The organism is Mangrovibacterium diazotrophicum (assembly GCF_003610535.1).
GTDB classification, from domain to species: Bacteria; Bacteroidota; Bacteroidia; order Bacteroidales; family Prolixibacteraceae; genus Mangrovibacterium; species Mangrovibacterium diazotrophicum.
In genome coordinates, this window is the sequence record NZ_RAPN01000001.1 from 669,507 (window position 1) to 694,716 (window position 25,210).

Consider the following 25,210-nt stretch of genomic DNA (forward strand, 5'->3'; position numbering starts at 1 on the left):
CAGCCATTTCTTAACTTCTGAAACCTACAAAACCCAATAGAACAGCAAACATTTGCCCAACTTTGGGGTTGAATAAGCAAGCTAAAAAAGAATAAATCTTACCATGAAATTCGGACAAGTAGACAATCCCGCTGAAGTTGATTTTAGCCTCCCTGAAGATCACCCGGCAACAACCATCATTTTAGAAAACAACGATCGATCGAAACCATTAAATGTTTATGTAGGTTGTGCCAAGTGGAACAAGACAGACCTGAAAGGATTCTATCCGCGAGGAACAAAAGACGAACTGACATACTATTCCACCCAGTTTAACTCCATTGAGCTAAACGCTACTTTTTATGGCATGCCACCAGCAGAACGGGTAATTAACTGGCGCGATAAAACGCCGGAGGATTTCCGCTTTTTCCCGAAGATTACGCAAAGCATCAGCCACATGCGCCGATTAAACAATGTGGAGCAGCTAACCGATGAATATTGCGATAACATTGCCCATTTCGAGCATAAACTTGGCATGGCTTTTCTGCAACTGCACGATAACTTCGGCTATAAGAATTATGAGCGATTGGTCTCGTTTATCGAGAACTTTCCCAAAGTTATTCCGCTGGCTGTAGAACTGCGCAACACCAGCTGGTTCAACGAACAGCGTATTTCTGAAGAAGTGTATCACCTGTTGGAATCAAACAACATCACCAATATTCTGGTCGATACTGCAGGACGACGAGACCTGCTGCACATGCGCCTGACAACGCCGGTCGCCTTTGTCCGCTATGTTGGCGCCAATGATCCGCAAAGCGACCGAGACCGTTTGGATGAATGGGTCGGCCGCATCAAAAACTGGGTCGATCAGGGGTTGCGTGATGTGTATTTCTTTGTTCACCAAAACATGGAAAAGGAATCGCCATTACTCACAGCACACTTCATCGAGCACCTGAACAAGGCGATTGGAACCAATCTGCACATACCGCAGATGGCGTAAGTCGTAAATTTTATTCAAACAAACAGAATTATAGCCTGTTACTATTTTTTAGATGATTTTCTAAGCAAATAATGTTAGGTTTGCAGCGAATTTAAAATCGGACTCGTTTCCGGGAAAGCAAAAGTGAAGAAGGATGATTTGGACCATTAAAAAGACGTTCGAAATTTCGGCAAGCCACCAGTTGGATTTGCCCTACGAGAGCAAATGCAACAACCTGCACGGCCACAACTGGATTGTGGATATTTACGTGGCCAGCCGCGAACTGGAGAACGGGATGGTTGTGGATTTCAACTACCTGAAAGAGGAAGTCTTCCAGAAACTCGACCACAAACATTTGAATGATATTATCCCGGTTCCGACTGTGGAAAATATGGCGCATTGGATTGCCAACACCATTGGTACCAAAGAAGCCGGAAAACGTTTTTGGTGTACAAAAGTGGTCATTCAGGAAAGCCAGGGAAATGTCTGTGAACTTAACTGTTAACGAAATCTTTTACTCGCTTCAGGGAGAAGGCTCCCGGGCAGGTATTCCAAATATCTTCATTCGCCTGTCGAAGTGTAATTTGAATTGCTGGTTTTGTGATACCGAATTTGAATCGGGCGAAAGCTACTCGCTGGAACAACTGCTGGACGAAATCAGCCAATTTCCGTGTAAAAACATCATCTGGACCGGAGGCGAACCGGCACTGCAATTAACCGAAGAAATTGTTGGTTTCTTCAAGGAGCGTGGCTATTATCAGGCGATCGAGACAAACGGCACCAAGCCACTTCCGTCCAACCTTGATTTTGTTACATGCTCTCCAAAACAAGTTACCGCTGAGCAGTTGAAACGCAATTTTCCCAACGGCGTTTCGGAGATGAAATGCATCTTCAATGAAAACCCGGAATACGCGATCGAGGAACTGCCCGAGGCGCAACACTATTTCCTAAGCCCTGTTTTCCTGGGTAAAGAGAAAGAACGCATGGATATGGACAAAAACATTCTGCAGCGTTGCATCGATTACATACTGGCTAATCCAGGCTGGCAACTTTCCATTCAGCAACACAAGGTTTGGAATATCCGCTAAAGAAAGCTTACCGTGTAAGCTGGTATGCGATTCCCACTTTCAGGAAAAAGCCTTCATCTGCATATTCGAAAAACGGATCTACTTTCGATGGCGTCAGATTGGCTCCTACTTCCCATGTTGCCTGTTCCGGTTTCTGATAAAGCTTCAATTCGCGCTTAAAACTATAGCCGGCTTGGCACGATAGCCACCATTTGCGAATCATCCGGAGATCAGTAAACCAGCTCAAATTTTGCTCGCGAAACCACAGGTAGTCAAAATCGGCATAACCAGACACATGCGAGATCTGCCGGTTGCTAGACGCAACTAGCCCCATTTTCAACCCCCCGGCAACTAACCATTGCACACGAAGCCGCATTGGCAAATCAGCATTCAGCTCAAAATGATCATTAGGGATCCAGTGAAATCCCAGCATCGGAACAATTAAGTTACTCTTAAACCGATTGGCATAAATCACTCCCAACCGATAGCTGAAATGACGATTTTGCAAACGGGTAAAACTCAAACCGGAGGTCCAGACAAAAGAATTCATCGAGAGTTCGTCAGTCGACGAGGAAAAGGCCGGCATAATCAGCGCAACCCAACTCCAACTCTCGTTGATTGTATGCCTCCAAACAGTATTCAGCGACAACTCATAAAACCGCTGCTCCGAAAACGGAAACCCGTCGTCCAGATTTAGGAATTGATATCGTGGAGCAAGCACAAGCTGGTCTGTCTGACGACGGAGCACGGGAAAAGCCAGCTGAATATCGCCACTTGCGCCAATTTCTGACTTTCCCCTGGTCGGAACAAAATCGGCCGAAAAAACCGAAAGAGATTGCGAATAGCCTGCTAACGGGAAAAGCAACAGCAGGCAAACTATTTGAAATAATTGCTTCATGGCTCGAGAATAGAAATTGAATTCAATACAAAATATTACCGTCCGCCATTTCGATCGTCCGATCTGTGTTTCGGGCGAAATCGTTGTCGTGGGTGACACAAATGATGGTTTGCCCAAACTCGCGGGCCAGGTTGCGGAAGATATCCTGCACAACCAGTGAATTTTTGCTATCGAGGTTACCGGTTGGCTCATCCCCCATAATAATCGACGGCTGATTGATCAGTGCACGTGCAATTGCGACACGTTGCTGCTGACCGCCCGAAAGCTTATTGGCTTTCTTCAATGCCTCTTGTTCCAGGTCAAGCAGTTTCAGATTTTCATAAGCCCGATGCTCAATTTCTTCAACCGAGTCCTTCCCCAGTTTCAAAGCAGGAAGCATCACATTCTGCAAAGCCGAGAATTCAGGAAGCAGGTAGTGAAACTGAAAAACGAATCCAATGTGTTCGTTTCGGAATGCTGCCAGCTGATTCTGACTTCGACCGGTCAGTAGTTCACCATTAAACTCAAGCCGCCCTTCGTAGTCCGTATCCATAGTGGAGAGCACGTAGAGCAAGGTGGATTTGCCCGAGCCCGACTTCCCGATAATCGAGAGAAACTCTCCTTTCTGCACGTCGAACGAAACGCCTTTGATCACCTGGAAGGTCTTGGGATCGTGAAAATATTTAATGAGATTTTGCACTCGCAGTGCGCTGGTTGTCTTAGTTGTTTCCATGTTTTATCCTCTGATAATGACCACCGGGTCGATTTTTGAAGCTTTCCGTGCAGGCAAGTAACCGGCAAGCAAGGTTGTTGCAATGCCAAATGCCAGGGCAGCAACAAAATCCTGTAGCTGGTAACTGATTGGCAGTGTTGATAGTCCTGCAATTTTGAATGGGATCCTATGAACTAGCGACGAGATCCCGTATCCCAACCCCACTCCTGTTATTCCACCGACAAAGCCAATAACTGTAGCCTGAGTCAGGAAAATGCGCAGGATATCCTTGCCCGAAAACCCCATCGCTTTCAGAATGGCGATTTCCCGGATCTTCTCATTAATCGTCATGTTCATGATGTTGTAAATACCAAAACCTGCTACAATCAAGATGGTCAGCGACACTGCAATGGCTATGATATTACGCAACTGTGATCCGGCCACCATTTGCTGATTGGCCGTTTGCCACGACTCAACCTGATAAGGAACCAGAGGTTCCAACCTTCGAACAATTTCGGCCGTTCTGTCTTTATCATTCAGGTTTAGCTGAATATCGCTGGAATAATCGAAATTTTCGCCCTGCAACTGCCGGGCTGTGGTGATATTGAGGTAGGCCCGCGATTTGTCGATATCTTTCACCGAGGTTTCGATCAAACCAAGTACCTCGTAGTTCTTCGAGACTCCTTCCGGAGTCATAACATTGACATTATCGCCAACATTCACATTAAGTTTTTGGGCCAGTACTTTACCCAAAATGATTCCGGACTTTCGGGTTTCGAGCTCATTCCAATCGCCTTCGACTACTTTGTCGGCAATTCCAAATAACTCGTTCTCGCCCAACACGTCGACCCCGGAAATACTGCCATTGATTTTCTTCGACCCATTGCGGAAAAACACACTGAAATTTAATTGCGGTGTTACACCGGCCACCTCCGGCTGCTTCTCCACAATTGAAATGATCCGGGATGTATTTTTAATGCCTTCTGTATACTGAATGCTTTTGCGGTTGCGCAAATTAACGAGAGTATTCGCCTCCTGAAAGACATCATTTACCGGATCGTAAGTCCGAACTTCATCGTCGTTGTAAATACGAACGTGTGCCAGAGTACTAAAAGCCAAATCATCCTGGGTCGCATTCACCCCATTCATAAAACTATTCATGAAAATGTACATGGACACGCCAAAAGTGACCCCGAGCACAGCGACAAAAGTCTGCCAGATTTTGGATGTCAGGTGTACGCCTGCAATTTGCCGGTTCACCTTCGAACCTTGTTTTTTTTGTTTGCTCATGATTTCTGTTTTTCGATGACGTCACCTTCATTCAGTCCACCAATAATCTCAACCCACTCGGAGGTTTCAATTCCTGTCATCACTTTAATAGAGCTGTTGTGTTTTTCACTGAAGACTTGTTCTCCGGGCTCCAGGTAGTCGGCAGGTATAACCAGCGCCCCTTTCTTTTCCGCCACCACAATATTCGATTGCAGCTGGGTCCCCGATTTCAGGGAAGGTACTTTCTCGGTGAAAACCGCTTCGGCAATGAAGGATTGCTCATTGGTATCGAAAGCCGGGTAAACCTTCGAGATTCGGGCTGAATAGGCATGATTGCGATTTGTATTCAGTTCGATATAAACCGACTGCCCCACTTCAACGCGATTGATGTCCTCCTCCGCCACCTGCAAACGGGCAATATATTGGCCTGCTCCAATTTCGGCGACCGTTTCACCGCGTTTTACCAGTTCGCCATCTTCTTTGAAACGCTGCAGTAGCAGCCCGTTAACCTGGCTCGTCATCAGAAAATGCTCACTGTTTTCCTGCTGTGCGACCAGATTGGCTTTCGCATTTGCCAAATCAAGTCGAAGAGTCCGTTTGGTATCCTCAATCGTATTCTGAATGGCTTTGTATTCCGATTCGGAGTTCTCACAAGCTAACTTCGACCGGTCGAACTCTGCTTTCGACACGGCATTTGCCTGAATCAAATTCGAATATCGCACAAAGTTCACCGAGTCGTTTTGCCATTGATTCTTCAACTGCATTTCCTGCTGATACAATTTCTGCAAAACCGGCGAACCACTCCGCAAATTGTCCTGCGCTTTCTGATAAGCAATTTCAGCACTTTCCAACTGCGCTTTGGGTGTTTTATCCTGCAACTGGAAAAGCAATTCCCCGTTTTTCACCGAGTCGCCTTCCTCTGCAAACGAATGTTGCAAATATCCCTCCGATAGCGACGTCACCAGGTAACGGTCTTTCGTGACGATATTTCCGCTGGCAAAGACAGCATCAACCAGATCTTTCCGTTGTACGGTCGTCTTTTCCTTCATTTGGCATCCGGTGGCGCCCCACGCCAGAACGGCCACCAGGTATAAAATTGATTTTGAGTTCATTGTTTCTTCTTATTGTTTTCTGGATTCGAAAATGACTTTGTAACTTAAAAATTCAGATAAGGCGTTCAGGTAATTGCTTTCGGCAGCCAGGTAATCGTCAAACACCTTGAGGTAGGCATCCATGCTAATCAATCCCTCGTCGTACTTTAAAGCCGCCAGTTTTAAATTATCGGCTGTTAAACTGAAGGTTGACTCTCCCGACTGTGCAATTTGTCGGTTGCGCTGCATCTGACGGTAGGTCAGCTGATCGTTGATCGCTGATTTCCGGCTTTCGTTGGCATAGTTCTGCCCTGCAATTTCCTGTTTCAACTTCGCCGACCGGTAATTGGATCGATTGGCCATTCCGTTGAAAATCGGAATTGAAACCGATAGGCCGATGTAACTATTGGCATTCCAATCGCCAGACTTGAACGAAAAAGCAAGCTCGTCCTGAAACTGGTTGGCTCCCCAAAAACCATTCAGTTTTAAGTCGGGTAAAAATGCAGCACCAGCTTTCTTCTTCTCCGCAAAAGCATAATCGGTCTGTAACTTGAAGACATTGGTATAAGTGCTGTTGGCTATTAAATCAGGCAAACCATCAGAAGCCATTTGCACGGAAACTGTTTCGTCCAGATGCAGCTCATCAGAACTTTGTAAGCCCAACAAAATTTTCAAGTTGCTCAGGCACTCATCCTGGTATTGCATTGTTGCCTCCAACTGCTGCGCGATTGTATTCCGACTAATTTTCGCCTGGTTCAGTTCCAGCGCATCGATTGTTCCCTGCGCGAAACGATCTTCAGACAGCGACAACAAAGTATCAGCCACCGCCAGATCATGTTCGCCGATTTCGGTCGCTTTTATCGCCGTCAGCGCCGCATAATACAATTGACCCAGTTGCTGCTTCAAATCCTGTTCAAAATAGTCGCGATTGGCCTCCTGCAACTCCAGATTGGTCGTCGCCATTTTCGACTGGTAAATTTTTTGCCAGTTCAATACATTGTAATTGACTGTTACACCGGCTGCATAGTTGTACTTCTTGCCAAATTTCATATTGATGGTTTCGCCCGGCTGCCCCAGCAGTTCGCCAGGTACAGGCGTAACCGAAAGATCAATATTGTCCTGCCCGCTCGCCGCTGCCGATACCGTTGGGAAAAGAAAACTCCGGGCAGCATTCCTATCCTGTCGGGCCTGTTCAACCTGCAACAACCGAACGTTGTAGTCAGCATTCTGCTTCAATGCAAATCGCCAAACCGAGTCGAGTGAGCTGAAGACATATTGAGCATTGGCAACTACAGCTCCCTGAAGCAGAAAAAGCACGATGAGTAAAGATTCCTTTTTCATGATGCTTTACTCCAGATTTTAGTGGAAGTAAACGGTCCTTTCGAAATCTCCAGGTGAAGTTTGCCCTCGCTGATGTAGACACAGCAATTTGCGTAAATACCACGGCCGGGCGCGTAAATTTTACCTTCCGTCCAGGTCTCACCATCAAAATGCAGCCCGGTGATGATCGTCATTCCCAAAACCGGCTGATCCCGCTTTGTTTGGTCCGGATTGTGACGATCCAGTTTGGGGTTTCCCTGGGAATCTGAGGGCTCGGCCATCCAAACAATCCTGGCCGAATAAGCATCTTCTGTTTTCTGAAATTCAATCGTCGATGTTTTTTCCTCATTTGTCCATTTACCCAGCAAATCTTCAGGTCCCGCTTGCGCCGTCAGGCCGAAACTTTCGGCAATACAAATGACGAATAGAATAAATTGTTTCATGTCTCTGTGCATTTAGTTTTCGTGCACAAAGGTGTTGCTCAACGTCTGATTCGGGAAGTAGTTTTGCGATGAACTGAACAAATGCGGCGGTGAATTGAACAGCTACTAAGCCTGTTCAACCCAACTGAGGAATGGCGTCACTTTCAGGCGGCTAACGACGAGCTTTTCCGACAATTTAAGCGGTACCTTTACAACCATCTTTCGGTTGAAATAAGGCTGAATTTCAACAATCGCGTTGCGGTTTAGAAGCACCTGCCGGTTGATTCGATAAAACATGGCCGGGTCGAGCGAGCTTTCCATTTCATCCAAGGTTTTGAAAACGGCGTGCTTTTGGTCATCGAAGCGATAAGCGTAAAGCACTTCATCTTCCAATGCAAACAATGCAATTTGATTGACTGGGACCGGGATGTAACTCTCCCGGTAACGAATCAGCACCGTACTTTTGTAGGATTTCTTCTCGGTAAATAACTGCTGAATGGATTGCATCACCTGCTGATCGTTTTTGAACGCTGACGCCAGTTTATCAAGTTTGTCAAAAGCAGCTTGCACATCTTCTTCGCGCACAGGTTTCAACAGGTATTCAATCCCATTCGATTTAAAAGCCTGCAACGTATATCGATCGTAGGCCGTGCAAAAAATGACCGGACATGCCACTTCAGTCCTCGAAAAAATCTCGAAACTCAAACCATCAGCCAACTGGATGTCCATAAAAATGACATCCGGCTTATTCGTTTGTAAAAAACGAACAGTCTGCTCAATGCTTTCGGTAGTCCCGACGAACTCAGCGCTGGGTTTTATTTCTGTAATTAACTCGGCCAGTAAATCGGCTGTCTGCGGCTCATCTTCAACAATTAAAATCTTCATGGTTCCAGCAAATTTAAGCGTACCCGAAATATTTCCTCATCCTGGTAAATAAACACCGCATCGGGCATGACCAACAACTTGTAGCGCTCAACCAAATTCGCCAGCCCATAGCCTGAATTTTCTTCCTTGGTTATCTTGGGTTGAATTCGGTTTTCCACGGTAACAAAATGGTCGGAAGCAAATATTTTGATTTCAAGCGGCTTTTCCGAAGAAATCATGTTGTGCTTAATGCCGTTTTCCAACAAAAGCTGCAGACTAAAGGTCGGCAGCCGGTGCGCCAAGAATTCCTCAGGAACATCAATTTGTATTTTGAGGTTCTCGCGAAAGCGACTCGACAGCATAAAGCAGTAATCGTGAACAAAATCCAGTTCTTCTTTCAGCGTCACCGTGTCTTTCTCTCGCTTTAAAAGTAGCTGGCGGTAAATTTCAGAAAGCTTCAGAACGAATTCTTCCGAGTTCGCTTCTTTTGAGCGAATCATCGATCGCAATGTCGATAACGAATTAAACAGGAAATGCGGATTAACCTGCTGTCGAAGAATCTCGAACTGCGAACGCAAATTCTCTGTTTTAAGTTGTTCATTCTGCAAAACCATCTGTTGTGTCCGTTGATTGGACCGGATGGCATATTGGATCAAATAAATGAGGCCGATGCTGACGGCTGCTTTCAAACTAACCAACCACAAACTGTAATGATCTCTCGGGTCTTCGAAGGGCGTTACAATTTCGCGCATCAGGTATACCGCCAGAAAAACAAAAACAGCCAATAATATGGCGTTGACAAACAAAACGAAAAGCAGTCTTGCCAATTTTGAAGTCAACTGCTTCCGACGTTCATGGAGCCGTACCAACCAAGCATTCACATACCAACTAATCATCAGGAAACAGAACGTCAGCAAACCGTTAAAAAGAATCTTACCGAAACTCATGTCGAGCCGGTGCTGGCTAACGATGATGATGTTGAACACCGGAAGGAACGCCGAAAATAAGACGGCGATTTTCCAGTCACCTTTGAATATGGCTGATAGTTTTAGCATGCTGACTTTAATCGTGAAGCTAAAGTAAGAATCTTTCGACGAAACAGGAACAAGGTACGCAATTCAAACTGCCTTTCGGAATCAGGTGAATCTAAAACAAAAAAGCCACCAGCTGGCTGAAAGCTGGTGGCTACGGATTCTTAAAAATGTAACTGATGCTATTTGATATTAAAGTATTTCTGTTCGAAGTTGTATCCTTCGACAGCTAACTTCCAGTTGGATGTTGTCGCTTGCGGGCAATCCAGAATAATTGTTTTTTCAGCTCCCGGAACGACAGAGACGTAGTTGTCATCAGCGAAAATTGGCAACACACGTTCGTTGGTTTTCGCATCAACAATCGCCAGGTGGTTGAAGAATGCAACCGGAGCACCGGCTGGGTTTTTCAACACAACTTTCACTTTGTTGTCACCTATTTTTGTGGCTTCTACTTGCAATTTTGAAGCGCCGATTTCCTGCAATCCGCTGTAGTTTCCTTCAGCATTTGGATACCAGTAGAAATTATCTGAGATCAGATTTTGATTGTGATCCAACAATTGTAATTGAAGGAATGCACCGTCTTTCTCCATACCCGCTTTATTCAGGAATGGTTCAACCGACATGATTTTCTTCACCGATGTAGGACCGCTATAAACGAATACTTGTGTAATCGGATACTCTTTACCGGCCATATCGTAAGCTTTCGCTACCAACATCAGGTCGTTTTGAGTATCGAAGCTGTTGTTTACGATCGTCACCATTTTGTCAACCGGGTTGCACATGGCGTGAATCAACTGGCTTCCAACACGTGTACCAAACAAACAAGCGTTTGGATCGAGGTAATAATCGTACATCTGTCCACGTAACGCGGTCCATGGGTTTTGGGTTTTCCAGATGATTGTTCCGGTGTACCAATCCCACATATGCGAGCTGAAACCTTCCATCAAGGCACGGTATTGGTTGTAATTAACCAGCTGAGCAGTTTTGGCAAATTCCTCCATATTGCTGGCACCGCCATAAGGCTCCATTGAGTTTCCATAGCTGATGTACTTGTGGTAAGTCCAAACTTCGTCAGAAACAGCTTCTGTTCCTTTTTTGTCAGTAGGTACAACCAGATTTTCTTCCGGCAGGAAGCGTTTCAAGGAAACCACGTCGCCAACACCAACCGAACCAACTTCTGAGTTAAACGGCCAGGTGCGATATTGCCAGAAAATTGAATCTGGCTGAATTCCATAAGGACCATCTCCGTTTCCACCAATAAAGTTGTAAGACATGCTGTCGGAGTTTGAATACTCAATAAACCAGCGTGTTCCGTCCAATGCGTCCAACGAGTCCTTCAAGGCAGCCAAAATATCCTGCGGAGGAGTGATCTCGTTACCGCCACACCAGATAGCTAAAGATGGATTGTTGCGAATCAGTTTGATCACATCGGCAGCTGATTCAACAAACAAGTTGTGATCATCCGGATACTGACGACGAGTCCATTGATCGTCTTTTTTCATTGGATCGACCCAACGACCGTTACAGTCGCCCGACATCCAGAAATCCTGGATCACCAGCATACCGTACTTGTTACAAGCGTCGTAAAACTCAGGACGCTCAGGTAATGCACCTCCCCAGATCCGAATCAGGTTCAGGTTCATATCACGGTGGTAGCGAATCTCGGCGTCGTAACGTTCAGGGGTCAAACGCAACATCGCATCCGAGATAATCCAGTTACCACCTTTAATAAATATTTTTTGTCCGTTCACCGAAATCTGCATACTACGCGTGTGGTCGTTCCACTTGTGCTGAATTTCGCGGATACCTACAGGAACAGTTTCTTCATCCGAAAGCTGGCCATCCAGATACACTTTTACGCTCATGGTGTACATGTCCTGCGCACCGTAACCGCTAGGCCACCACAGTTTCGGATTAGCCAATTCAATCGTTGGCAACTCAACTTCAACTTTTGCTTTTCCGGCCAACGAAACTTCTTTTTCAACTTTTTGTCCGCCAATCTCAACAACAACTTTACCGGCAACAGTAGCTTCAGTCGCATTTACCAGTTCAGTTGACGTTTCGATAAATGCAGGAGCTTGTTCAGCGCCCGGCTTGCGAACACCTGGCACACGAGTTACGACGTGCGGGTTTTGCAGGTCAACCGCTTTGGTTGTTTCAACGGTTACCTTGTCCCAAATACCGGTGTTACGGTCGCGGATAGGTTGAATCCAGTCCCAACCGGCAACATATTGCAGTGCTACGTTACGGGCAATGGTACCATCGCCACCCTGTCCGCCATTCGGGTTACCCACCACATCAACCGGGTAAACGATCACCGCCAAACGGTTGTTGCCATCGGCAGCCAACAAGTCGGTGATGTTATACTTTGAACGCAGGTACATTCCATGGTGACGTTCTGTATTTACTTTTTTTCCGTTCAGGAACACATCGAAACTGTAATTTACCCCACGGAAGTTCAACCAAACCTGCTCTCCTTTTTTGGCTTTTTGCTGAAAATCGTTGACAAACCAGTAAGTGTAATAATCGCGACCGGTTTCGTAGATGTCTTTGATTTTGTTGTTATTCATTCCGTAGAATGGATCCGGCACTTCGCCCCACTCCAGCATATTGGTTAACACTGTGCCCGGCACAATTGCCGGTTGCCACTTTTTCAGGTTGAAGCCGGTAGCAGAAATCTCTTCTCCCGAAGCTTTCACTTTAGTCATCGGTGCACTCTTCCAGTTTTTGGATAACTCCACCACACCAGCCGAAGCCAGCGACGGAGCCAACACAACTGCCAGAAGCATCAGCACCCCATAAAATTTAAGGGTAAAACGAGTCATTATTTGTCCTTTCTTTAAAATCAATTACAGTCTTGCAAACTCAACATCTACAAGTCTTGGTTTTAATAAAAGCCTTCCGGCTCATTTTATTCAGTTCTAAACCTGCTTTAATACTTCAGGTCTTTCGTGATAAATCTTCACAATCAGCTCGCCGAACAACGTGTTAGCCCAGGCAAACCAGCTACGGGTAAAGTTTGTCGCATCGTCCATGTGGAAGGTTTCGTGCATGAAACCGGTTCCGGCGTGCGTTTTAATCAGCGTTTCCAGGCAATGTTTAATCTCTTCACTGTCTTCTGAAGTCATGGCACGCATTACAATACTCATTGGCCATATCATTTCAGAACCAACGTGCGGCCCACCGATTCCCTCGCCTGCAGTTCCTTTGAAGTACCAGGGATTAGCATCGCTCAAAACAAGCTTACGGGTATTTTGGTACAAAGGATCTTCAATTTTCAAAGCTCCCAGGTAAGGCAGTGCCAACAAGCTCGGGATGTTCGCATCGTCCATGAATAGTTGGTTACCAAAACCATCTACTTCAAACGCCAACACTTTACCCAAACCTTCACGCGTTGCTACTGCGTACTTTTCGATTGCTGCGGCGACTTCTTTCCGTAATGATTCAGCTTCGGCAGCTAAAGCAGCGTCGTTGTAAATTGTGCGCGAAATTTCGGCCATGTAGCCTAAAACCGTCACTGCAAAATAGTTCGACGGGATCAGGAACGGTAAAACTGTCGCATCATCGGAAGGGCGGAATGAGGACACGATGAGGCCCACCGGCTTAACCGGGTTCCCATAGCCGCCACAACACAATGAATCGGTTGGTTTAGGTGTGTTCCGGGTGAAATAATAATCACCTTTATCGTTTTTCCGTTGCTGATCTTTAAAGGTGTCTAAAACAGAACGGAAGACTTTATGCCATTCTTTAGTGAAGCAAGCCGTATTGCCGGTGGTTTTCCAGTAGTGATACAACAAACGAACCGGGTAACACAGGGAATCGATTTCCCATTTGCGTTCGTGCAATTCCGGTTTCATTTCGGTATTATCCGTATCCCACTCGCTTCCGGTAGCTTCTTTATTAAATGCGTTTGCGTAAGGATCAATTAAAATACATTCGGCCTGGCGATTCAGTACTCCCTGGAACAGCTCGTCAAGGTCCTTGTCTTTCGTTACCAAAGGTAGATAAGGCCAAACCTGGGCTGTTGAGTCGCGTAACCACATGGCGTGAATATCACCAGTAATTACGAATGTATCCGGCTTTCCGTCAACAACTGAAAAGTCAACAGTTGTATCCAGTGTATTCGGGAAACAGTTTTCGAACATCCAGGCCAATTCGGGGTTGGCAATTTCCTTTTTCACCTCGGCGATTGTTTTCTCAACTGCTTTGCTGGTAAAATGGCGTTTGCCTACAGGTGGACGCTGGCTCACAAATTCGGCTTTCGCCGCATGTGCCGCGTTCCAAACTGAACCGGTCAAAATGCCGGCCACCGCTAACGAATTGTATCTTAAAAAGTCTCTTCTTTCCATATTCAGTCTGTTTGATTTTAAGTCTTATTGCAATTATATCGGTTGTTTTCAAATTTTCAATTGAATACAGGGGCCGAAGCCCCTGTATAACCCATTCTCACTGATCTAACCCAAACAAAATATATGTAGAACGGATTGTATAAAACATGCTCAGTCAAACCCAAAAAGACGACATGTTTTATGGTTGGCAGCAGCTTTCAGAACCCGCCATCGTCATGGCAGGAATGACTTTCAATAGCTGCTCACCGATTCCGATTTTATAACCGGAGGAGAACAAAAACACTTGGCCGCTGGCGTCAGTTAAAATCACCAACGGCAATTTACTTTTCACATCTTCACCAAAATTCTTCATCAGCGCCTGCAACACATTGTTGTCTTTGTCGAAACCACTGATGTAATTTTTCGGCAGTTGATAGCTGTTCAGCACAGCTCCCAGCTGCGGACGATCTTCGGCGGTTAAAAACACGAACTCACCTGTCCAGGCATTGAAATGTTCGAGATAGTCGCCCAAGTCGTTCAAAATATGTTTTGATGTTTCTTTGTTAGGATCAAGAAGGGCCAGCACCATATTCTTGCCGCCGGCCACTTGATCCAACGAAACAACCATCTTATCGTCTAACTTTGAAATATTCAATTGGCTGAACTCCAATTTCGCAATTGCTTTCGGAGCATCGATTGACTGGCGCAATGTTACTGTCAACGTCTTTGTTTTACCCGCTTCAATCGTAAAGAAGTCGCAGCTGTTCAGCACCGAACCATCTTCCAAACGGTTACCGGTAACCAGGTAGTAATCTCCTGCCTCCAAATCCAATTCACCAAACTCAGTTACCTTCTTGGTGAACGGATATTGAAGGGTGTGGTAATTGCCATCAATCAATTTGCCAATTGTAAAATGTATCATGTACTGCGGCTCAATCGGGTTGTCGCCGTTTACCAGAATCAATTTTCCGGTTTCTGGCACCGCAGGCATATTTTCAGAAAACTCAGCACGGATCCACTCCCCGTCTTTCCAGAACTCAGGCAACTCGGTTGCAGGGTTCAGGCGGGCAGGAATACCCAGTGCACGACATGTGGCAACAAAGAAGAAATTGCGGGACTCGGTATCCGAAACGCGCAGATTGTAAACCGCTGTCGGGCTCAAATCGGTGCGCGAGTGCATGTTTGCCATGTCGTCAATCGTAATATTTTGCTTGATCCATTCAGTCAGTTTTTGCGGATCTTTTACAAATTCATCTTTTTCTGCAGCGAAAGATTCCTGCAGCGACTTGCGCCAGGTGCGCAACATCTCGTTCAACACCCGCGGAGCCAAAACGTAGTCGACAAAAATCTCTTCAGGTAACTTCGTATCGTGAATCGTGTTCTGTAAATGGGCGCTCAGGATTGATGCTTTGGTGTCGCTGAAATCTTTGTCCGAAATTCCTCTCAACAAATCAAGCACATGCGTATCTTTTGTATTCTCACGCAAATAAGCTTCAATTTCCGGCCAGTTTCCGTAGCTCAGGTGAATAGCTTTCACAACCGGATCTTCGTCCAGTCCCAATTCTTTAGCCAAAGCTTTGCTCCAGTCATCAGTTTTAAATGTCTCGATGTAGCAAGCCCGGATTGAATCTTCCAGCGCCAAACGTTTCTCATTCACAGTTTTTTCAGTCGCTGTCAACTGAGTGGTGTCAGTCACAACGTGTGGCGGAACAAAGTCAAAATCGAAATGCTTTCCATTCAATTCTTCATTTGCTAAAACCAGGTTCACGGTGTCAACTTGTGAAATTGAAACGCGTTTGAAATCGATTTTTTTACCTTGGCTGGCCCAAACAATGATATCCCCTAAGCCCATTGAAAGAGAAGTCTCTCCTTCTGCGTTTGTGTATTGTGTGGCGATCGGAAAATATTCAGCGTAATTATACAATTGGTACTCAACTTTTGCATTCTCAGCAGGCGTTCCGTCAGCGTTTTTCACGTCAACATACAATTTTTTAACGCGTGCATAGTTTGAAGTGACATTCAGTTCGGTAAAACGATCTTCGTGGTTGATCACTTCCTCAGGACCAAAATATTTACCGTAGGCACGGGTGTGCATCAAAATAGCTCGGGTTGAAGGCTCGGTAAACCAGCCCATATTCAGGCGAGCATCCGGTTCACAAGCACCAAGGTATTTCCAAACGCCGTCAACCCAAACTTCAACCCAGGCGTGGTTGTCGTCCGAGTGCGCCCAGCGCGGTGTGTAAACCTGGCGGGCAGGAATACCCGCTGTTCGTAAGGCAGCAACCGTAAAGGTTGACATTTCGCCGCAACGGCCAAAAGCTTTGCGAATAGTGCTCAGCGGAGCGCTGGTGCGGATATCCGTCCCACGGTACACCACTTTCTCGTGGCACCAGTGATTGACCTCCAGTGCGGCCTGCTCCATGCTTGTTATATTTTGAACACGTGCTTTGATCTCGTCATACATCGCAATGCGGAACGAATCCAGGTTTTCATTGTTGATACGAACCGGCAATACAAAGTGAAGGAATAAATCTTCAGGAACAGTTTTTCCCCAAGCCATGTCCTCACGAGTTTGCAAGCTTTTACGTGCATTTGTCAGAAAGAAATCGGCTGGTAGATCGCCTAAGTCACTCAAAGGCATATAGGCGTACAAATACTCCATCGCCTGACGTTCATCATCCGTCAACGGCTGATCGAAAACGTCCCACACGTGGATGTTGCTGTTGGCTGTCAGTTTTTTCTGAGCCTCCAACATGTGACTAATATCTTTTAATTGCTCCGGGTTACTGATCAGTTGTTCCTTGTGACTGCAAGAAAATCCAATCAGGGCAACGAGAGCTAATATGATCGAGTTTCGAATATTCATCTTTGGTTTGATTAATGTTTTACGAGTTCCGCAGGTAATTTACTCATTTCACCATCGCCTTGTTTTACTTCAAGGTCGAGGGAGTACCCGCCACCGCCGTCAAAGTAGCCCACATAAATTGGGTAATAGCCTTTTTTCAGTGCAATTTGACCAAACTTGACGGTTGGTCCGTGGTAGCCGTCGTGATCAACAACCAGGCTGTCGGCGATAAATAGCTGGCTTCCGTCATCGGATGACAGCGAGAATGTGTAAACAGTCGTTTCGGAAGCGTAAAAATAGCCAGACAACGACAGTGCGAAAAGACCTTCACGCGCTTCTTTCGGGAATTCAACACCACTCACAACACCTGTGCTCTCTGGTTTCAGTTCTTTCATTTGCCCCACGCGGCTAATCGCTTTTTCGTAATATGCATATTTCAATCCGGGTTCCAATTTCGTTGTATCCACGTCGAACGCATCAATCGGAGCGGCTTTTTCAAACAAAGCTGTTTTAATCGGCCCGTGGCGACCGTCCTTCATGAAAATGGCAGCTTTCAATGTTGTTGTTGTTGAAACGCTGAGCGGTTCGGTATAAATTGGTGATTCAGGAGTTGGCTCGCTGCCATCCAGTGTATAATGCATGGTTGCGAACGGCCATGAATTTGTCAAATCAACTTTGGCCGAATCCATGAAAATCATCTTATTGAAAATACCTTGGGGAGTCGGAATATGGAAATTATACCCGGTATCAGTCAACCAGTCAAGGAACGGTTCCAAACGGTTGATAAAATCAGCCTCATTGCGCGATTCTTTTGGTGACCAGAGCACCTCGCTCAGTGCTGTCATACGTGGCAATGCGCGGTACTCAACCATCTCTCCGGTTGGCATCCACTCCGACCACATGTTACCCTGAGCACCCAGTACATACTTGCTTTCTTCTGCAGTCAATTCTGCCGGAACAGGCTCGTAGTTGTACACTTTGCTCAGCGTAATAAGGCCGTTAAATGCCAATGGTTCTAAATCTTTATCAGGGCTTTGGTAATAATCGAAATAGCAATAATCAACGGGGGTCATAATTACATCGTGTCCCATTTGGGCCGACTTGATCCCTCCGGACTCGCCTCTCCACGACATTACTGTCGCATTTTTGGCCAAGCCACCTTCGAGAATTTCATCCCAGCCAATCATTGCCCGGCCTTTTGAAACCAGGAAATCGTCGAGTTGCTGGATGAAATAACTTTGCAGTCCGTGCTCGTCCTTTAAATCTTTTTCTTTGATACGCTTCTGACACAGCGGGCACTTCTCCCACTCTGCTTTCCACGCTTCATCACCACCAATGTGGATATATTTGGATGGAAACAAGTCCATCACTTCTGTCAATACATTTTTATAAAATTCGATAACCGAATCTTTACCGCCGCAAACAATGCTGATCTCGGCTTTTCCGCCTGAAGCAACGCCGATTTGGGCATCGCGGCACGAAAGTTCCGGGTAAGCCGCAATAGCTGCAGCCGAATGTCCCGGAATATCAATCTCGGGAATTACGGTAATGCCACGCTCTGCGGCGTAGGCAACCACATCTTTAATTTGTTCTTGAGTATAAAAACCACCGTAAGTCGCTTTTTCACCCGGTTTCTGAGCTGGACGCTCATTCCAGGGCAAATCTTCGTGATCTACGCGCCACGCTCCTACTTCGGTTAGTTTGGGGTATTTCTTGATCTCGATCCGCCACCCCTGGTCATCAGACAAGTGCCAGTGGAAGGTGTTCATTTTGTGCATGGCAATCAGGTCGATGTACTTTTTCACAAAATCAACTCCAAAGAAATGACGGCTTACGTCCAGGTGCATTCCCCGGTAGGCAAACCGGGGATAATCATCAATCGATACCGTCGGAATTACCAGACCATTATCGGTCTGGCTACCTTCTTCAAGTATCTGTAATAAACTCTGAATTCCGTGAATAACTCCATTTTTCGTTTTCCCCGCTAAAACAATCTTATCACCAATTGTGAGTTTATAACCTTCTTCCTCAGTGATGGTCTCATCTAATTTTAGTTCTACCTTCACACCCGACTCACTTGGAGCAAGCCAGATTGCAGGTGTTAACTTTTGCATTTGCGCCATCAGGTAGTCTGAAGCGAATGCCAAATCTGAATCAGAAGTTTCAATCCGGACACCTTTGTCGATGACCAAACTCTTTCCGGTCGCTGTTAACGAAACCGGCTTGGGGATAATCTTTATTTCAGTTGGTTTTACTGATGGCTGGCATGCTGCAAAAAGCAGCATGACCACCAGCAAAAAAATGGGGTATATTTTCATTGTTTATTGTTTTGATTGAAAGAACACGTTGGCTTTGAGGGACGACTACTTCAGAAAAGATTCTTCGTCGTCGAACGGATAGCGTACAAACGCTTCAATCGCCTCGTATTCTGTCAGACCCAATTGGTCATAGATCTCCGCCGTTGTACGGTTACGTTCTTCAGCACGTTGCCAGAATTCACGCTTGTCTTCACCCGGGAAAACAGGCTCGTCTTTTTGTGACTGGTGTTTGAAGATCGCTTTGCGTTTGCGGTGTAATTCTCCCGGGCTAATTGGCACAGCCATTTCGATGTCTTCAACATCCCATTCCTGCCATGCACCTCGGTACAACCACATGTAGCAATCGTCCAACCATTTGTCGCCTTCAGCGCGCATTTTACGAATTGCTTTGAAGATAATCTGCAAACAAACCTCGTGAGTTCCGTGCGGGTCCTGCAAGTCACCGGCAGCAAAAATCTGGTGAGGTTGAATTTTACGCAGCAAGTCTACTACAATTTGCACATCAGCATCCGAAGCCGGGCTCTTCTCAACTTGTCCGGTTTCGTAGAAAGGCAAGTTCAGGAAGTGTACATTTTCTTCTTTCACACCACTATAGCGACATCCGGCAGCAGCTTCACCTACGCGAATCAAACCTTTTACAGCCTTCACATACGGCGTATCAATTTGTCCGGGTTGTTTATTTTTCAGGAATTCTCTCAGTTCAGCGTTTGCTTTTGCAATCTCCGGAGAATCTACTTTTTGATTGTCCAACAGGTCAACAACGAATTGAGAAAAACGCAGCGCGTCATCGTCGAAAACGGCAATGTTACCTGAAGTTTGGTAAGCAACGTGCACATCGTGTCCCTGATCAGCCAAACGGATCAGTGTTCCACCCATCGAGATCACGTCGTCGTCCGGGTGCGGGCTGAATACAATTGAGCGTTTGATAGAAGGCTCCGGGCGTTCAGGGCGAGTTTTTTCGTAAGCACCTGGCTTACCACCCGGCCATCCGGTAATTGTATCGCGCAGCTGGCTGAAAATTTTAATATTTAGGTCGTAAGCACCACCGTACTCAACAAGCAAGTCACGCAAACCTGATTTTTTATAATCGTCGTCGGTCAATTTCAAAATTGGTTTGTCCAATTTTTGGCTCAACCAAATCACAGCTCTTTTCACCATTTTCGGTGTCCATTCAACCACACCAACCAACCAAGGAGCTTTTGTGCGGGTGAATTCTGTTGTTGCAGGCGCATCCAAATAAACAGATACGTCTTTGTGCAATTGCAGGAACGATGCAGGAACATCCGGGCTAACCGGGCCTTCGATCATTTCTTTCAGAATTGCTGATTTACCTTTACCCCAACCTGCCAAAACAATTTTCTTAGCTTTCAGGATTGTGCCAACACCCATTGTGATTGCGCGGTGAGGAACCAACTTCTCATCACCAAAATCTTTGATGGCGTCAGAAATTGTGATTGAATCCAGTTTCACCAAACGAGTGGTTGAATTCACAGTAGATCCAGGTTCGTTAAAACCTATGTGGCCCGAACGACCGATACCCAATACCTGGATATCAATACCACCTACTTCGTCAATCTTGTCTTCGTAAGCGTTACAGAATGCAGACACATCCTCAATCTTCAACGAACCGTCAGGAATGTTTACATTCTCCGGCAAAATATCGATGTGATTGAATAAATGTTTGTGCATAAAATACACATAACTTTGTGCATCCTCAGGGCTCATCGGATAATATTCGTCCAAATTGAAAGTGATCACGTTTTTAAAACTTAACCCTTCTTCTTTGTGCAGACGAACGAGCTCCTGGTAAATTTTTATCGGAGAAGAACCGGTAGCCAGACCCAACACAGCCATTTTTCCTTCAGCTTGTTTCTTTTTAATTATATCGGCTATAATTCCGGCCATAATTTTGGCCCCAACCAACTGATTCTCCACCACATTTATCGGGAGCTTTTCAATTGTTTTCTCAATGTAACTTAGGCTGTAATTCATAACTGTCAATATTTTATTCTACTATATCGCGAAGCAATTGTTATTTAGACTTTTTCAAAACTATAGATATTTTTTCCAATAAACCTGCTTTTTTTGAAAAAATGTGTCCGCACACACAAAAATTAACATACGAATAGTGTCCGCACACATCGTGACTTTACTTCTAAAAAACAATCAGGTATTTTATCGGTTCATTTTTAAAAATAAATTGAATACGAGCACCTGAATTAAAAGCCCAAAACGAAATCTGAAATCAACCAGGCAACCGTGCTTTTATTTAAAAGCCACTGCCTAATATATTTACTCGAGGATACAACATGTCTATGACAGCTGCTTCCATCAACTATTAATTATATAACTGAAAATAATGCTATCTGGTTTCATATTAACGCGGTAGCAGAACTGCAATTCACGGTCAAATTTTCAATAACACAACTCAAAAACTTCCATTAAAACAAGGATGCAAGCTGGGTTTTAATTTCTACCTAAGTCTTCCCCACTACAAATACAGGAAAACTCGGGTAACTTATCTTGAAACTGAAGTTTGCCAAAGAAGCGGCCTCATAAAAACCATTCATAAAGATTTAGGCTTATTAACAGTCACTACCCTAATAATGTTAAATAAAACCAGATTATAAAAACGTAAAAACAAACAACTATTTAACATTTAAATATTTTAAAAATGTTATGTTAAAACAATTTTCTACTAAGAAGTTACACTAAAAATCAGCCGCGATTATCCAAAATTTCAATTATCATAACTTTGCACACAATCAAAAGACGATTCCGTATAAATTATTGTTTTTGTGCCAATTAACAGACTTTTATAATGTGAAATTTTTTAATGTTTTCGCACACATTTTTTAAGGATTTTATTGGTGAATTAATATTTGTGTCTACTTTTACCCCACTCCTTAATCAAAAACACACAAAAAATATGGTTCTACCGAATAAATGTCGGTAGTGTTAAAAAGTATTTAATAATCTTAATTTTTATTATCTGTATTTGAAATTTTAGAATAAAATAAAACCTGTCTGAATTATTCAGACTTTAATTCAATCACTTTTTAATTGATAAAAAATGAAGAAGTTACCCATTTTATTTTTAATCTTCTCTCTAATGGCAGCTGCTCCGGCAATTGCTCAGAAAATTACAGGGACTGTTATATCGGGCGGCGACAAAGAGCCGCTACCGGGTGTAACCGTACTTGAAAAAGGGACAACCAATGGGATTACAACCGACTTTGACGGAAACTTTGAGTTTAACCTCAAAGATGCTTCCGATCAGGTGCTGGTTTTTTCTTTTGTTGGTTATCAGACTCAGGAAGTCCCGGTAAACGGACAAACTAAAATTGATGTCGTACTACAAGAAAGCGACATTGCGGTGGATGAAGTAGTTGTCACCGCTCTCGGTATCAAGCGAGACAAAAAAGCGCTGAGCTATTCTTCTCAGACCATTTCTGACGAAGATATCGCTAATACACAAGGCGTTAATTTTGCATCGAGTTTGAGTGGAAAAACAGCCGGTGTTGAACTCAGAGAAAGTAGCGCGGGCGCGGGAGGTTCTACGAAAATTACGCTTCGGGGAACACGAAATATTACCTCCAGCAACCAACCCCTTTTTGTAATTGACGGTATCCCGATGGCTAACTATCAAACGTCGGATGCCAGCGGATTCTATGGTGGACGCGACAGTGGTGATGGTTTGTCAAACATCAACCAGGATGACATCGAGAGCATGACTATTTTGAGAGGCGCCAACGCCGCTGCCCTTTACGGTAGCCAAGGCTCGAACGGTGTGATTTTAATCACCACTAAAAAAGGGAAAAACGGTACAACAAAAGCAACTTTCAGCTCAAATACCAGCATAACACAAGCGTTTGACCTGCCTGATCTTCAATACAAATACGGCCAAACTTCTGAGGGCTCAGAATCAAGTTGGGGCGAAGAAGGCGACTACGACGATTCGTTTGTGAAAGATTTTTTCCAAACAGGTGTAACAACCAAAAACGGTATAACGCTTAGTGGTGGTAACGACAAAACAACGACCTACTTCTCTTACTCAAATGCTTACTCCGAAGGTGTTGTACCAACCAACACATTCAAGAAAAACAACCTGACATTCAAACAGTCTTCGAAATTCTTCGATGATAAATTGACGGTGACTTCGGATGTAATGTTGACACAACAGAAAGTACACAACAAGATTCTGAACGGTTACTACTGGAACCCGTTGCTTGGTTTATACAACTTCCCCCGCAGTTTGGACTTCGACGACTACAAAAACAATTATAAAGTGTGGGATTCGGATCGTAACATGTGGACTCAAAACTGGGCGATATCCGGAAACAGCGAAGGAGAGATGAACCCCTACTGGATTTTGTATAAAGACCAAAATGATGAAAAGACAAACCGTATCATCGGTAACGTTTCTCTTGACTATCAATTGGCCGAAGGGTTAAACCTATCTGCCCGCGGAAGCTACGACTACACCCGTCAAATCTACGAATTGAAAGCGAATGCCGGTTCCAGTTCTGTATTGGTATCCGACAACGGACGCTATATTTACTCTAACCTGGAAAGCTATCAGGCATATGGAGACTTGATGTTGACATACGACCACAGCCTTTCAGATGACCTTGATTTACACGCAGTAATCGGAACAAGTTACCAAAACAAAACAATTGGCGATGGAGTCGCTATTGACAGTGACACATACGGTCTTACCCTGGCCAATGTCTTTACAATTCAAAACATCTCTTCAATTAAAGCTTTCTCTTCAGGAAATGTGATGGATTCCCGCCTGATCAAAGAATCGGCTTTTGCCAATATTTCATTGGGCTACAATAACATGCTTTACCTGGATCTTTCAGGTCGTAATGACTGGTCATCTTCTTTGGCTTACACCGGCAACTTGTCTTATTTCTACCCATCGGTAGGTTTAAGTGCGATTTTGAGCCAAATGATTCAATTGCCCGAAGCAATCAGCTTCGCAAAGGTGCGCGGATCATATGCCCGTGTAAGTAACGAAATCCCTGCTTTCAAAACCAACCCGGTTAATGGTGTAGATGTGGACAACCTGATTTCCCGCAACTCAGTGACGCCGTTTACCGATTTGAAACCAGAGATGCAGGACAGCTACGAATTCGGTTTGGAAATGAGATTCCTGAATAACCGCGTGGGACTTGATGCTTCTGTTTACCAAATTGATACGAAAGACCAATACCTGGAACTGGACGCACCCAGTGGTTCATACTACGACACATACTATGTAAACGCAGGCCACATCCGCAGTAAAGGTTTGGAAATTACATTATCGACAACTCCGGTGAAAGGCAAGAAATTCTCTTGGGATTCAAACGTCAACTTCACGACCAACACCAATAAAATCATGAAATTGAGTGATGACCTGGATGGTTACTACACCATGGGTGGTGGCGGCGAAGGCTACGACATGTACGTTGTTGAAGGCGGAAAAATGGGCGACATCTACGTTTACCAATACGCCCGCGACGATGATGGTAACATTATTTTGGATGACGACACCTATGTTCCAACGAAGAACACAACAAAACGCAAAGTTGGAAACGCTTCTCCAAAATGGATGATGGGCTGGACAAACAGCTTTAGCTACAAAAAATTCAACATGAGTTTTCAGGTTGATGGAAAATTCGGTGGAAATTTTGTTTCAATGACCAATGCTTATTTGGATGCCAATGGTGTATCGCAAGCTACTGCCGACGCTCGCGAAGCAGGAGGTGTAAAAGTAAAAGGTGTTTTATCTGACGGTTCGGCTTACGAAGGTACCGTTGACGCACAAACCTATTACACAAGTACTGCCGGACGTGCAGGTATTATGGAGCAATATGTTTACGGTTCTACAAACGTACGTCTGCGCCAAGTATCACTGGGTTACAACTTCGATCTTCAAAAATACACCAACCTGATAAACAACATTAATTTATCTCTGGTGGGCTCTAATCTTTTCTTCTTCTACAACGAAGCACCAACTGACCCGGATATTACCATCAGTACAGGTAACGGTTCTCAAGGTGTAGAAAACTTTGGCGCACCGACTTCAAGATCTTTAGGGTTCAACCTTCAAGTTAACTTTTAAAC

At 44.8% G+C, this 25,210-nt stretch carries 17 protein-coding genes; 4 read left to right on the forward strand and 13 right to left on the reverse strand.

Translation table 11 applies throughout. The features are described 5' to 3' along the window. The first annotated feature begins 103 nt into the window (after window positions 1–103). From BC643_RS02870 to BC643_RS02880, 3 genes are all read left to right on the forward strand, one after another. Window positions 104–976 carry a DUF72 domain-containing protein gene (locus BC643_RS02870; protein WP_120271660.1) on the forward strand — a complete coding sequence of 291 codons (873 nt, stop codon included), beginning with the start codon at window positions 104–106 and terminating at the stop codon, window positions 974–976. Between the two features lie 133 nt (window positions 977–1,109). Then, window positions 1,110–1,460, forward strand: coding sequence for a 6-pyruvoyl trahydropterin synthase family protein (locus tag BC643_RS02875; RefSeq protein WP_245994850.1), 351 nt, complete (start codon window positions 1,110–1,112; stop codon window positions 1,458–1,460). Further along, complete coding sequence (locus tag BC643_RS02880) at window positions 1,438–2,043, forward strand: 7-carboxy-7-deazaguanine synthase QueE (protein ID WP_211337959.1); 606 nt, start codon at window positions 1,438–1,440, stop codon at window positions 2,041–2,043. Before BC643_RS02875 ends, BC643_RS02880 begins: the two co-directional genes overlap by 23 nt. Before the next feature lie 7 nt (window positions 2,044–2,050). Here BC643_RS02880 and BC643_RS02885 read toward each other — a convergent pair whose 3' ends face one another. From BC643_RS02885 to nagB, 13 genes are all read right to left on the reverse strand, one after another. Continuing rightward, complete coding sequence (locus BC643_RS02885) at window positions 2,051–2,920, reverse strand: DUF6268 family outer membrane beta-barrel protein (RefSeq protein WP_120271662.1); 870 nt, start codon at window positions 2,918–2,920, stop codon at window positions 2,051–2,053. Window positions 2,921–2,942: 22 nt separating this feature from the next. Beyond that, entirely contained in the window at window positions 2,943–3,632 is a 690-nt protein-coding gene (locus BC643_RS02890; protein ID WP_120271663.1) for an ABC transporter ATP-binding protein, read from the reverse strand. A 3-nt stretch (window positions 3,633–3,635) separates the two neighbouring features. After that, entirely contained in the window at window positions 3,636–4,901 is a 1,266-nt protein-coding gene (locus tag BC643_RS02895) for an ABC transporter permease (protein WP_120271664.1), read from the reverse strand. Next, on the reverse strand, window positions 4,898–5,992 hold the full coding sequence (locus BC643_RS02900) for an efflux RND transporter periplasmic adaptor subunit (RefSeq protein ID WP_120271666.1): 1,095 nt from the start codon (window positions 5,990–5,992) through the stop codon (window positions 4,898–4,900). The genes BC643_RS02895 and BC643_RS02900 overlap by 4 nt, the downstream gene beginning before the upstream one ends. 9 nt (window positions 5,993–6,001) lie before the next feature. Further along, window positions 6,002–7,312 carry a TolC family protein gene (locus tag BC643_RS02905; RefSeq protein WP_120271667.1) on the reverse strand — a complete coding sequence of 437 codons (1,311 nt, stop codon included), beginning with the start codon at window positions 7,310–7,312 and terminating at the stop codon, window positions 6,002–6,004. Further along, window positions 7,309–7,734 (reverse strand): DUF2147 domain-containing protein, encoded by a 426-nt coding sequence (locus BC643_RS02910; RefSeq protein WP_170154435.1) that lies wholly within the window; start codon window positions 7,732–7,734, stop codon window positions 7,309–7,311. The genes BC643_RS02905 and BC643_RS02910 overlap by 4 nt, the downstream gene beginning before the upstream one ends. Before the next feature lie 105 nt (window positions 7,735–7,839). After that, window positions 7,840–8,598, reverse strand: a complete 759-nt coding sequence (locus BC643_RS02915) for a LytR/AlgR family response regulator transcription factor (protein ID WP_120271669.1) — start codon at window positions 8,596–8,598, stop codon at window positions 7,840–7,842. Further along, window positions 8,595–9,632, reverse strand: a complete 1,038-nt coding sequence (locus BC643_RS02920) for a sensor histidine kinase (RefSeq protein WP_120271671.1) — start codon at window positions 9,630–9,632, stop codon at window positions 8,595–8,597. The genes BC643_RS02915 and BC643_RS02920 overlap by 4 nt, the downstream gene beginning before the upstream one ends. A gap of 158 nt (window positions 9,633–9,790) precedes the next feature. Further along, window positions 9,791–12,433 carry a glycoside hydrolase family 2 protein gene (locus BC643_RS02925; RefSeq protein WP_211337960.1) on the reverse strand — a complete coding sequence of 881 codons (2,643 nt, stop codon included), beginning with the start codon at window positions 12,431–12,433 and terminating at the stop codon, window positions 9,791–9,793. A 96-nt stretch (window positions 12,434–12,529) separates the two neighbouring features. Then, entirely contained in the window at window positions 12,530–13,957 is a 1,428-nt protein-coding gene (locus BC643_RS02930; protein ID WP_120271672.1) for a glycoside hydrolase family 125 protein, read from the reverse strand. A gap of 178 nt (window positions 13,958–14,135) precedes the next feature. After that, window positions 14,136–16,802 carry a transglutaminase domain-containing protein gene (locus BC643_RS02935; RefSeq protein WP_120271674.1) on the reverse strand — a complete coding sequence of 889 codons (2,667 nt, stop codon included), beginning with the start codon at window positions 16,800–16,802 and terminating at the stop codon, window positions 14,136–14,138. An 11-nt stretch (window positions 16,803–16,813) separates the two neighbouring features. After that, window positions 16,814–19,099: a family 20 glycosylhydrolase gene (locus BC643_RS02940; RefSeq protein WP_120271675.1), complete on the reverse strand. Its 2,286-nt coding sequence runs from the start codon at window positions 19,097–19,099 to the stop codon at window positions 16,814–16,816. A 45-nt stretch (window positions 19,100–19,144) separates the two neighbouring features. Continuing rightward, window positions 19,145–21,091 carry a glucosamine-6-phosphate deaminase gene (nagB, locus tag BC643_RS02945; protein WP_120271676.1) on the reverse strand — a complete coding sequence of 649 codons (1,947 nt, stop codon included), beginning with the start codon at window positions 21,089–21,091 and terminating at the stop codon, window positions 19,145–19,147. 1,081 nt (window positions 21,092–22,172) lie between these two features. Here nagB and BC643_RS02950 point away from each other — a divergent pair. Next, on the forward strand, window positions 22,173–25,208 hold the full coding sequence (locus BC643_RS02950) for a SusC/RagA family TonB-linked outer membrane protein (RefSeq protein WP_120271677.1): 3,036 nt from the start codon (window positions 22,173–22,175) through the stop codon (window positions 25,206–25,208). Window positions 25,209–25,210 lie beyond the last annotated feature (2 nt).